Annotated in this window: 8 protein-coding genes, 1 tRNA gene and 2 pseudogenes; 10 read left to right on the forward strand and 1 reads right to left on the reverse strand. The window is 73.9% G+C overall.

The window, feature by feature from the left end; genetic code table 11:
- The first annotated feature begins 66 nt into the window (after positions 1 to 66).
- A complete protein-coding gene (locus AC3WT4_RS07595) occupies positions 67 to 1,347 on the forward strand; it encodes an AGE family epimerase/isomerase (RefSeq protein WP_257418647.1) in 1,281 nt (426 codons plus the stop codon).
- A gap of 352 nt (positions 1,348 to 1,699) precedes the next feature.
- Here AC3WT4_RS07595 and AC3WT4_RS07600 read toward each other — a convergent pair.
- Positions 1,700 to 1,770: transfer RNA gene (locus AC3WT4_RS07600), tRNA-Gly, on the reverse strand.
- Positions 1,771 to 1,924: 154 nt separating this feature from the next.
- Here AC3WT4_RS07600 and AC3WT4_RS07605 point away from each other — a divergent pair.
- From AC3WT4_RS07605 to mnhG, 9 genes and pseudogenes are all read left to right on the forward strand, one after another.
- Positions 1,925 to 2,512, forward strand: coding sequence for a TM2 domain-containing protein (locus AC3WT4_RS07605; protein WP_492315155.1), 588 nt, complete (start codon positions 1,925 to 1,927; stop codon positions 2,510 to 2,512).
- 178 nt (positions 2,513 to 2,690) lie between these two features.
- Positions 2,691 to 3,266 (forward strand): dCTP deaminase, encoded by a 576-nt coding sequence (gene dcd / locus AC3WT4_RS07610; protein ID WP_074805252.1) that lies wholly within the window; start codon positions 2,691 to 2,693, stop codon positions 3,264 to 3,266.
- A gap of 65 nt (positions 3,267 to 3,331) precedes the next feature.
- Positions 3,332 to 4,402, forward strand: coding sequence for a hypothetical protein (locus AC3WT4_RS07615; RefSeq protein WP_492315156.1), 1,071 nt, complete (start codon positions 3,332 to 3,334; stop codon positions 4,400 to 4,402).
- A 195-nt stretch (positions 4,403 to 4,597) separates the two neighbouring features.
- Positions 4,598 to 7,669, forward strand: a complete 3,072-nt coding sequence (locus AC3WT4_RS07620; RefSeq protein ID WP_492315157.1) for a Na+/H+ antiporter subunit A — start codon at positions 4,598 to 4,600, stop codon at positions 7,667 to 7,669.
- An 11-nt stretch (positions 7,670 to 7,680) separates the two neighbouring features.
- A pseudogene (locus AC3WT4_RS07625) lies at positions 7,681 to 8,196 on the forward strand (Na(+)/H(+) antiporter subunit C); the annotation flags it as partial.
- 116 nt (positions 8,197 to 8,312) lie between these two features.
- Entirely contained in the window at positions 8,313 to 9,926 is a 1,614-nt protein-coding gene (locus AC3WT4_RS07630; RefSeq protein WP_108050795.1) for a Na+/H+ antiporter subunit D, read from the forward strand.
- Positions 9,923 to 10,522: a Na+/H+ antiporter subunit E gene (locus AC3WT4_RS07635; RefSeq protein ID WP_074805261.1), complete on the forward strand. Its 600-nt coding sequence runs from the start codon at positions 9,923 to 9,925 to the stop codon at positions 10,520 to 10,522. The genes AC3WT4_RS07630 and AC3WT4_RS07635 overlap by 4 nt, the downstream gene beginning before the upstream one ends.
- Positions 10,519 to 10,926 carry an MrpF/PhaF family protein gene (locus AC3WT4_RS07640; protein ID WP_074805264.1) on the forward strand — a complete coding sequence of 136 codons (408 nt, stop codon included), beginning with the start codon at positions 10,519 to 10,521 and terminating at the stop codon, positions 10,924 to 10,926. Before AC3WT4_RS07635 ends, AC3WT4_RS07640 begins: the two co-directional genes overlap by 4 nt.
- Positions 10,926 to 11,312 (forward strand): annotated as a pseudogene (gene mnhG / locus AC3WT4_RS07645) (monovalent cation/H(+) antiporter subunit G); the annotation flags it as partial. The gene AC3WT4_RS07640 and the pseudogene mnhG, both read left to right, overlap by 1 nt.
- Between the last annotated feature and the right edge of the window lies 1 nt (position 11,313).

The following is an 11,313-nucleotide window of genomic DNA, read 5'->3' on the forward strand; positions in this document are numbered from 1 at the left end:
GGGCACCGCGCCGTACGGGCACCGCGCCCGGCGGCGCCACGCACCCAGCACGAGAAGGACCGAGAGATGACCGAGCACCCGACCGAGCAGCCCACGCCAGCGACCGACCTGCGGAGCTGGCGTCGCGAGCAGCTCGCCGACCTGCTGCGCTTCGGCGAGGCGTCGCTGCGCGCGGACGGCGCCGCGCAGTGGCTCGACGACGACGGGCGCCCCGACCTGTCGCAGCCGGTGCACACGTGGATCACGTCGCGCATGGCGCACGTGTACGCGTTCGCGTCGCTCCTCGGCGTGCCGGGGGCGGGGGAGCGGGCCGACGCCGCGCTGCACGGGCTGCGGGCGGTGCTCGTGGACGCCGAGAACGGCGGCTGGGTCTCGTCGCGCGGCCCCGCGCGACGCCCCGGTGACGGCCACGACCCGGCGGCGGGCGAGGCCGTCCCGGTCGACGGGACGAAGAGCGCGTACGCGCACGCGTTCGTGGTGCTCGCCGCGGCGTCGGGCACGATCGCGGGTCGGGAGGGCGCGCGCGAGCTGCTCGACGCCGCGCTCGCCGTGCTCGACGAGCGGTTCTGGGAGCCCGGGCCGCGCATGCACGCCGACGAGTGGTCGCGCGACTGGAGCGTGCTCGACGCCTACCGCGGCGTCAACGCGAACATGCACTCCGTCGAGGCGCTCCTCGCCGCGCACGACGCGACGGGCGACCCCGAGTGGCTCGCGCGCGCGGCGTCGGTCGCGGACCGCGTCGTGGGGTGGGCGCGCGAGAACGACTGGCGCATCCCCGAGCACTTCGACGCGGGCTGGAACCCCCTGCCGGACTACAACGCGGACCGCCCCCGCGACCCCTTCAAGCCCTACGGGTCGACGCCGGGCCACGGCCTGGAGTGGGCGCGCCTGCTGCTCCAGGTCGACGTCGCGGCCGGCACGCCCGGCGCGCGCACCGACGCCGCGGTCGCCCTCTTCGACCGGGCGGTCGCGGACGGCTGGGACGGCGAGCACGGCGGCGGCTTCGTGTACACGGTCGACTGGTCGGGCACGCCGGTCGAGCCCCGGCGCTACCACTGGGTCGCCGCGGAGGCCGTCGCGGCCGCCGACGTGCTGGGCCGCGTCACGGGCGACCCCCGGTTCGCCGAGGCCGCCGCTGGCTGGTGGGCGTGGATCGACGAGCACCTCGTCGACCACGAGCGCGGGTCGTGGCACCACGAGCTCGACACCGCCAACCGGCCCGACGGCGTCACGTGGGTCGGCAAGCCCGACGTCTACCACGCGGCCCAGGCCGTGATCCTGCCCGACCTGCCGCTCACCGGCTCCCTCGCCGCCTCGGCCAAGGCCGCGGGCAGCATCCTGGGCTGACGCCCGGGCCACCGACCGCCGAGGCCGGGGTCGCGCGCCACGTCACCGTCGCCGTGGCGCGCGACCTCGGGCTCGGCGACGACACCCCCATCGAGTTTGGCTTTCTTGGTGGGGGTTCGATCGGAGGGGATCTCAGGAGCGGGAATCCTCGGGCACTCGACGGCTCGATCCCTCCGAGCATGCTCGACCGGTCCCGGGGTCGGTGCCGCGACCCCGCTCGTCGCGGTCTGCCCGGCCGGTGCCGACGACGACCCGCGCCTGTCCCGGGTGTGGACGGCCGCCGACCTGCTTGCCGCCTGGTCATGACGAGAGAGCCCCGCACCGGTCCGGTGCGGGGCTCTCTCGAAGGCTGAGCGGGTGACGGGAATCGAACCCGCGCTATCAGCTTGGGAAGCTGAAGTTCTACCATTGAACTACACCCGCGCGGCGCCGGTAGCGTTCGCCCCGGGCCCTCTGGGAGGATCCTCGGCGAACCAGCGCGCGACCCGATCATAGCGGACGACGCCGGTGATGCCAGAACCGCCCGCACCACGACCACTCCCGCGCCGACGAGCGGCGCGCCGCCCGAGGAGCCGCCTTGTCCGAGAACCCGTACCAGCAGCAGCCCGACCCGTCGCAGGGGACGCCCGCCCCCGGCGACCCGGTCTACGGGGGCTCCGCCGCGCCGTCGGACCCGACGCCCGGCTACGGCCAGCAGCCCGGGGCCGGTGACGCGTACGGCCAGCAGGCGTACGGGACGCCGGGTGCTCCGGGCTACGGACAGCCGACGCCCGACCAGGGCTACGGCTCCGCCCCGCAGCAGGGCTACGCCCAGCAGGGCTACGCCCAGCAGGGCTACGGCCAGCAGCCGGGCTACGCGCAGCCCGGCGCCTACGGCCAGCCCGGGGCGTACGGCCAGCCCGGCTACGACCCGGCGTACGACCCCCAGGCGAAGTCGCGCCTCGCGGCGGGCCTGCTGGGCATCCTCGTCGGGAGCCTCGGCATCCACCGCTTCTACCTCGGGTACACCGGCATCGGCCTGACGATGCTGCTCGTGTCCGTGCTCTCCTTCGGGTTCGCGGCCCCGGTCATCGCGATCTGGGGCCTCGTGGAGGGCATCCTCTACCTGACCTCGAAGACGGGCTACTACTCCGTGGACTCGACAGGCCGCCCGCTGCGCGCCTGACCCCCCGACCGCGGGCGGGGTCCGCGCCGTCTCGACGACGAGGCGGCCCGCGGACCCCGGCCCGACGGCGCCCGCCGCCCGCCGGTCCACGGTGCCGGTCCACGGTGCCGGTCGACGGTGCCGATCCACGGTGCGGCGCCCGGTCCGGGCACGCTCCGGCGTCGGCTAGCGTGGGCCCGTGCTGCTCTCCGACCGCGACATCCGGGCCGAGCTCGACGCCGGCCGCGTCCAGCTCGAGCCGTACGACCCGGCGATGCTCCAGCCGTCGAGCGTCGACGTGCGCCTCGACCGGTTCTTCCGGCTCTTCGACAACCACAAGTACCCGTTCATCGACCCGTCGCAGGACCAGCCCGACCTCACGCGCCTCGTCGAGGTCGACCCGGCGGAGCCGTTCGTGCTGCACCCGGGGGAGTTCGTCCTCGGGTCGACGTTCGAGACGGTCACGCTGCCCGACGACGTGGCGGCGCGCCTCGAGGGCAAGTCGAGCCTGGGCCGCCTGGGTCTCCTCACGCACTCCACCGCCGGGTTCATCGACCCGGGCTTCTCCGGCCACGTGACGCTCGAGCTGAGCAACGTCGCGACGCTGCCCATCACGCTGTGGCCGGGCATGAAGATCGGCCAGCTGTGCTTCTTCCGGCTGTCCTCGCCCACGGAGAACCCGTACGGGTCGAGCGTCTACGGCTCCCGCTACCAGGGCCAGCGCGGCCCGACGGCCTCCCGCTCGTGGCAGAGCTTCCACCGCACCGACGTCTGAGCGCGGCCCGCCGCGTCGGACGCCGCTCGACCCCGCAGGACCCGAGGCCAGGAGGACCGCACCGCATGAGCCCGCTCCCGCCCCTGCCGCACCCCGCCGGGCCCGGCGCCGCGCAGTCGTACCAGGCGCGGCACGTGCTGGGGCTGCCCGCCGACGTCCTCGTGGACGAGGTCGAGACGCTCGCGCTCTCACGGTTCGCGGGCGCGCGCTGGGACGTCGCTCCGGAGGGCACCGAGCCCCTCGTGCCGCCCGCACGCACCGCGCGGCCCGGGGAGCCGGGCGTGCTGCGCACGTCGCGCCACACGACGCTCACCGGGCCCTACGCGGGGCCCGGCTCCGGCGTGCCGGGCACCGCGCTCGTGTTCGACGTCGTCTGCCCCCGCGAGCGCGGGGACGTCCCCTACCCGGGCGGCGGGGACCGGGACGGCGTCGGGCGCGCGTTCCCCGGCGGCCTGCCGGTCCGGGAGGAGGAGCGCGTGGTCGCGTTCCTCGTCGCGGCGGCGCGGCGTCTCGGCGGCTCGCTCCGGACCGACGTCGGCAACCCGGCCGGGCCGGCCGTCGTCCTCACCCCGGACCCGGGCGTCGCCGTCGACATGACCCTGTACTCGGACGTGTGGCTCGACCCGCACGCCGCGCTCGCGCTCGTCGGTCGGCTGAACCCCCGGACGCGGCTCGCGACGGAGGGCAAGCCGTACGAGGGGCCGCCGAAGGGCATCACCGAGCTGCCGCTCTACCCGGGCGAGAAGATGGACCCGGAGCTGCGGCGCGCGCTGCACGCCGCGGCGGACGACATCGACATCAAGGCGCTGACGACGGGCGCGGTGCTCGACGGGTACGGCCTCCTCGTCGACCTGGGCATGGACGGGCTCGTCGCGGTCGAGGTCGGCGGCGAGGAGGCGCTGCCCCTCCTGCTGCGCGGGCTGCCGTGGACGGTGGGCGGCGCGGTGAGCTACCGCGTGCGGTGGGAGCCGCAGGACCTCGCCGAGTCCCAGCGGGAGCAGCCGTCGCTCGAGCACCAGATCGCGCGCAAGCGCGCCGCGGAGGTGGTCACGCAGGTCACGCGGACGCTGCACCAGGCGGTCGGCGGGGAGATCGCGGACGAGGCCGAGTTCCTCGTGGACCCCGAGGATCTGTGACGGCCGACTGAGGAATCGGTCACGGACGGGGCTGCGGGCGCCCCGCACGGCTGAGGAGTCGGTAAAATGATTCTCGGCCCGGCCTCGTCGGCGCCGTGAACTGTCGTGCCCTGCGGCTTCCCCCCGCCCGGGCGCGGCGATGACAAGTCCAGCAAGAACTTCGCCCACCCGCCCCCGACCCGGACGGAGCGGCCCGTGCTCTACGTGCTCCTTGCCCATCTCGTGATGGCACTGGGCGCGCCTGCACTCGTCTCGTTCCTCGGCCGCCGGGCGTTCCTCGTCATGGCGCTCGCGCCGGCGTCCGCGGCGGTCTACGCGCTCGCCTGGACCGACCGCGTGATGTCGGGGGAGCACCCGACGCAGGTCATCGAGTGGGTGCCCGGGCTGGGGCTCGAGCTCGCCTTCCGCATGGACACGCTGTCGTGGCTCATGCTGCTGCTCGTCGGCGGCGTGGGCGCGCTCGTCCTCGTCTACTGCTCGGCCTACTTCTCGCCCACCGCGCAGGGCCTGCGGCGTTTCGGCGGCGTCCTCACCGCGTTCGCGGGGGCGATGGTCGGGCTCGTCACCGCGGACGACATGCTGCTCCTGTTCGTGTTCTGGGAGCTCACGACCGTCTTCTCGTACCTGCTCATCGGCCACTACGCCGACCGCAAGGCGAGCCGTCGTGCCGCCATGCAGGCGATCATCCTCACCACCGCGGGCGGCCTGGCCATGCTCGTGGGGGTCGTGATCCTCGGGGTCCAGGGCGGGACCTTCCGCATGTCCGAGATCATCACGGACCCGCCGACGGGCGGCGCCGTGACGGCCGCGATCGTGTGCCTCCTCGTCGGGGCGGCGAGCAAGTCCGCGCTCATCCCGCTGCACTTCTGGCTGCCCGCCGCGATGGCGGCGCCCACGCCGGTGAGCGCCTACCTGCACGCGGCCGCGATGGTCAAGGCCGGTGTCTACCTCGTCGCGCGCTTCGCGCCCGCCTACTCGGACACCACGGTCTGGCGCACGCTCGTCATCGTGCTCGGCGCGGGCACGCTGCTCGTGGGCGGCTACCGCGCGCTGCGGCAGTACGACCTCAAGCTCGTCCTCGCGTTCGGCACCGTGAGCCAGCTCGGCCTGATCATCCTGCTCGTGGGCCTCGGGACGCGCGGGGCCGCGCTCGCGGGGCTCGCGATGATCGGCGCGCACGCGATGTTCAAGGCCTCGCTGTTCCTCGTCGTCGGCGTGGTCGACGCCGCCGCCGGGACGCGCGACCTGCGCCGCCTCACGGGCGTGGGCAAGGCCCTGCCGTGGACGGCGGTCGCGGGCGGGCTCGCGACCGCGTCGATGATCGGGCTGCCGCCGTTCGCCGGGTACGTCGCGAAGGAGGCGGCGCTCGAGTCGCTCCTGCACGGCGAGGGGCCGGTCTGGGTGGACACGGTCGTGCTGTGGTCGGTCGTCGTCGGCTCGATGTTCACGGTCGCGTACGGCCTGCGCTTCTGGTGGGGCGCGTTCGCGTCCAAGCCGCACCTCGGCCGCTCGCCCGCGCGCGCGAACGCGCACGAGAAGGCGTGGGGCGCTGGCGCCGGTACCGGCGCCGCGCGCCGCCCGGCCGTCGAGGCCGAGGAGCCGCCGATCGACCCGGCGCGCATCCACCGCCAGCCGTTCCTGCTCGTGGGCCCGGCCGTCGTGCTCGCGGTCCTCGGGCTCGCGACGGCGCTCGTGCCGCACTTCGGCGAGGACCTCCTCGCCCCGTACGCGGACACCTACCCCGTCGGCGAGCCCGGGCACCTCGTCCTGTGGGCCGGCTTCACCCCCGCGCTCGCGCTGACGGCCCTCGTGCTCGCGGTCGGTGTCGTGCTGTTCTGGCAGCGGTCGCGCGTCGAGCGGTTCCAGGCCTCGCTGTGGACGGGGCCCGAGGCCGACGTCACGTACCGCAAGGTGATGCGCAAGCTCGACGACCTGGCCGCCGACATCACGGCCGTCACGCAGCGTGGTTCGCTCCCGTTCTACCTCGGCGCGATCCTCGTGGTCCTCGTGCTCGGGCCCGGCATGGTCATGGTCGCGCAGACGGCGTGGCCCGAGCAGCTCCGCGCCTGGGACCGCCCCGCGCAGCTCGTCGCCGTCGCCGCGATCTGCATCGCGTCGGTGCTCGCCGCGCGCTCGCGCCGCCGGCTCAAGGCCGTGATCCTCGTCGGGATCGCGGGGTACGGCAACGCCGTCCTCTTCCTCCTGCACGGCGCGCCCGACCTCGCGCTCACCCAGGTCCTCGTGGAGACGATCACGCTCGTCGTCATGGTGCTCGTGCTGCGACGCCTGCCCGCGTACTTCTCGAACCGGCCGCTGGCGGCGAGCCGGTGGGTCCGCCTGGGGATCGGCCTCGCGGTCGCGGTCGTCATGATGGGCTTCGCGCTCGTCGCGCCCCTCGCGCGCGTCGCGACGCCCATCTCGGTCGACTTCCCGGCCGAGGCGTACGAGTTCGGGCACGGCAAGAACATCGTCAACGTGACCCTCGTCGACATCCGCGCGTGGGACACCATGGGCGAGATCTCCGTCCTCCTGGCCGCTGCGACGGGCGTCGCGTCGCTCGTCTTCCTGCGGTCGCGCAGCGGCGAGATCCTGCGTGCCTCGGGCGCGCGTCCCGCGACGACGGCGTCGGGCTCCGGCGTCTGGAGCGACACCGACGACCCGGGTGCGGCGCTGCGCCGCCGCGGGGTCACGGAGAAGGACCAGCCGCGCATGCTCGTGTGGCTGAGCGCCGGCCGCACCCTCGCGCCCCAGCGGCGCTCGGTGATCTTCGAGGTCGTCACGCGCGTGCTGTTCCACGCCATGATCGTCTTCGCGCTCTTCCTGCTGTTCTCGGGCCACAACGCGCCGGGCGGCGGGTTCGCCGCAGGCCTCGTCGTCGGCATCGCGCTCATCGTGCGGTACCTCGCGGGCGGCCGGTACGAGCTCGGCGAGGCCGCGCCCGTCCACCCCGGCCTGCTCCTCGGGACGGGCCTGTTCCTGTCCGCGGGCGTGGGGCTCGTCGCGTTCCTGCTCACCGGCAACGTGCTCGGCAGCGAGGCCTACGACCTCGCGCTCCCGCTCGTCGGGGAGATCCACCTCGTGACGTCGCTGTTCTTCGACGTCGGCGTGTTCCTCGTCGTCGTGGGCCTCGTCCTCGACATCCTGCGGACCCTCGGTGCCGAGATCGACCGGCACGCGGAACGCGCCGCCGCGGGCCGCGAGCCCGGCGAGGACACGGGGCCGCTCGAGGCCATGGAGCCCGACTCGATCGGAGGTGGCCGCCGGTGAACGCCATCGACATGGCGCCGAGCGTCGTCCTCGTCCTCGCGATCGGCGTGCTGTTCGCCGCGGGCGTCTACCTGCTGCTCGAGCGCAGCCTCACGCGCGTCCTGCTCGGGTTCATCCTCATGGGGAACGGCGCCAACCTGCTCTTCCTCGTCGCGGGCGGGCGCGCCGGGGGAGCACCGCTCATCGGCACGACGCCCGAGGAGGACATGAGCGACCCGCTCGTCCAGGCGATGGTCCTCACGGCGATCGTCATCACGCTCGGCATCACGGCGTTCGTGCTCGCGATGGCCTACCGCTCGTGGCAGCTGCACGGCCACGACGAGGTGCAGGACGACCTCGAGGACCGCCGCGTCGCGCGGCACGCCGCCCGCAACGCGCCCGCGTTCGAGGACGCGGACACGGAGGAGAGCGGCGCGACCCTGGACGACGAGGCCGCCGAGGTCCGCGACGAGACCGACGGCGACGGCGACGGGGTCACGGACGGCGAGGAACCGCCGTCGGGCCCGGCGGGGCAGGACGCGGGGGACGCCACGGACGGCCGCACCGAGGCCTCCGACGCCCGATCCGATCACGCCCGACCCGACGACGCACGACCGGATGACGCACGACCGGACGACCGACGGACTGACGGGAAGGAGCCGCGATGAACCTCACCGCCGCGGCCCTCGTCCCGCTCCCCGTGGTCCTGCCGCTCGTCGCGGCCGGTCTCGCGCTCGCCCTCTGGCGCCACCCGCGCGCGCAGCGGATCATCACCGTGGCCGCGCTCGCGCTCGTCCTCGCGGCGGCCGTCGGCCTCCTGGTCGCGGCCGACTCGGGCCCGATCGTCGTCGACGTGGGCGGCTGGGCGGCGCCGGTCGGGATCGACCTCGTCGCGGACCGGCTCTCGTCGCTCATGCTCGTCGTGTCGAGCTTCGTCATGCTGTGCGTCCTGCTGTACTCGCTCGCGCAGGGCGTGGCGGACGGCGACGAGGAGGCGCCGGTCGCGATCTACCACCCGACGTTCATGGTCCTCGCGGCGGGCGTCTTCAACGCGTTCCTCTCGGGCGACCTGTTCAACCTCTACGTCGGGTTCGAGATCTTCCTCGCCGCGAGCTACGTGCTCCTCACGCTCGGCGGCACGGGCGAGCGCATCCGCGCCGGGTCGATCTACGTGGTCGTGGCGCTGCTCTCGTCGATCGTCTTCCTCGTCGCGATCGCGCTGACCTACGCCGCGACGGGCACGGTCAACCTCGCCCAGCTCTCGGAGCGGTACGCGGAGATCGACCCCGGGACGGCGCTCGCGATCCAGCTCCTGCTGCTGCTCGCGTTCGGCATCAAGGCGGCGATCTTCCCGCTGTCGGCGTGGCTGCCCGACTCCTACCCGACGGCGCCCGCGCCCGTCACGGCCGTCTTCGCGGGCCTGCTCACCAAGGTGGGCGTCTACGCGATCATCCGCACGCAGACGCTGCTCTTCCCGGAGGACAGCGTCGTCGACGACGTCCTCATGTGGCTCGCGCTGCTGACCATGGTCGTCGGCATCCTCGGCGCCGTCGCGCAGAACGACATCAAGCGACTCCTGTCGTTCACGCTCGTGAGCCACATCGGCTACATGATCTTCGGCATCGCGCTCGCGTCCGAGCCGGGCATGGCGGCCGCCATCTTCTACGTGGTGCACCACATCACCGTGCAGACGACGCTGTTCCTCGTCGTCGGCCTCGTGGAACGCCGCGGCGGCTCGACGTCGCTCGACCGGCTCGGCGGCCTCGCCAAGCTCGCGCCCGGTCTGGCGATCCTGTTCTTCATCCCGGCGATGAACCTCGCGGGCATCCCGCCGCTGTCGGGCTTCCTCGGCAAGGTCGGTCTCCTCGAGGAGGGCGTCGCGCAGGGCACGCCGCTCACGTGGGCGCTCGTCGTGGGGTCCGTCGTGACGTCGCTGCTCACGCTGTACGCGATCGTCAAGGCCTGGAACAAGGCCTTCTGGCAGACGGCGCCCGTCGAGATCCCCGCGGACGCGCGCCTCCCGCGCGGGATGGTCGGCCCGGCGACGGCGCTCGTCGCGTTCGGCCTCGCGCTCACCGTGGTCGCCGGCCCGCTCTACTCGTACACCGAGCGCGCCGCCGCGACGCTGCTCGACGGCCACACGTACGTCGACGCCGTGTTCCCCGGCGACTCCGACCGCGGCCAGGGCGAGTCGAACGAGGTCGCGACAGGCGAGAGCGACGGCACGGAACCCGTCGGCACGGAACCTGTCGGGACGGACGGGGGTGCGGACGGATGAGCCTGCACCGCCGCCGCCGCGCGCTCGCGTCCGGGTGGTTCGCCCGCGTCACCACGCAGTGGCGCACCATCCTCTGGCTGACGATCGTCTGGGTCATGCTCTGGGGCGACCTGTCGGTGGGCAACGTCCTCGCGGGCGTCATCATCGGGTTCGCCGTCATCACGTTCTTCCCGCTGCCGTCGATCGCGGCGCGCGGGAAGTTCCGGCCGTGGCCGTTCCTCGTGCTCGTCGGGCGCTTCGTCTCCGACCTCGTCGTCGCGTCGTTCCAGGTGAGCCTCCTCGCGCTGAACCCCCGGCACACGCCGCGCGGCGCCGTCGTCGGGGTGCGCCTGCGGAACCCGTCCGACATCTACCTGACCATCACGGCCGAGCTGTCGTCGCTCGTCCCCGGCTCGATCGTCGTCGAGGCGCACCGCCTCACGGGGATGCTCTACCTGCACGTGCTCGACGTCGAGACCGCGGGCGGCGTGGAGAAGATCCGCGAGGACACGCTCGCGCTCGAGGCGCGCGTGCTGCACGCGTTCGCGTCGAACGACGAGCTGCGGGCCGCCGGCCTGTACGACGTCCCGTCCGCGCGAGAGGTGGCCGAGGCATGAGCGACACCGTCTACCTCGTGATCGTCGTGGTGAGCGCCGTGCTGCTCGCCGCGGGAGCCAGCCTCGCCGTCGCGCGCGCCGAGCGCGGGCCGTCGATGCTCGACCGCACGATCGCGCTCGACGTCTTCACGACGACGCTCGTCGGGGCCATCGCGCTCGAGGCCGCGTTCTCCCGGCGCACGGACACCATCCCGATCCTCGTCGTGCTCTCGCTCGTCGGGTTCGTGGGCTCGGTGACGATCGCGCGGTTCGCGTCGGTCGAGCCCGAGGACGAGGGCCGCATCCGCACGGCCGAGGAGATCGCGGCCGAGGACGCCGCCCGCCGCGAGGCCGAGGAGTCCGACCGGGACGCGGCGGTCGACGGCGAGCACCACGGTGGCGCGCCCGAGGGGGAGGTGCGCTGATGGACCCGACCACCGGCCTGTGGGACACCGTCGCCGACGTCGTCTCCGCCGTCTTCCTCCTGTGCGGCGCGTTCCTCGCGTTCGCCGCGGGCGTCGGCGTCGTGCGGTTCCCCGACCTCCTGGCGCGCATGCACGCCGCGACGAAGCCCCAGGTCCTCGGGCTGATCCTCGTGCTCGCAGGCCTGAGCCTGCGGCTGCGCTCGTGGGGTGCCGTCGCGACGCTGTTCCTCGTCGTCGTGTTCCAGCTCCTCACGTCGCCCGTCGCGGCGCACATGGTCGGTCGTGCCGGGTACCGCACGGGCAAGGTCCGGACGGACCTGCTCGTCGTCGACGAGCTCACGCGCGACCAGGAGGCTGCGGAGCGCGAGGACACGGGCGAGCACGACG

Source organism: Cellulosimicrobium sp. EB106-03-01-XG111, assembly GCF_058792115.1.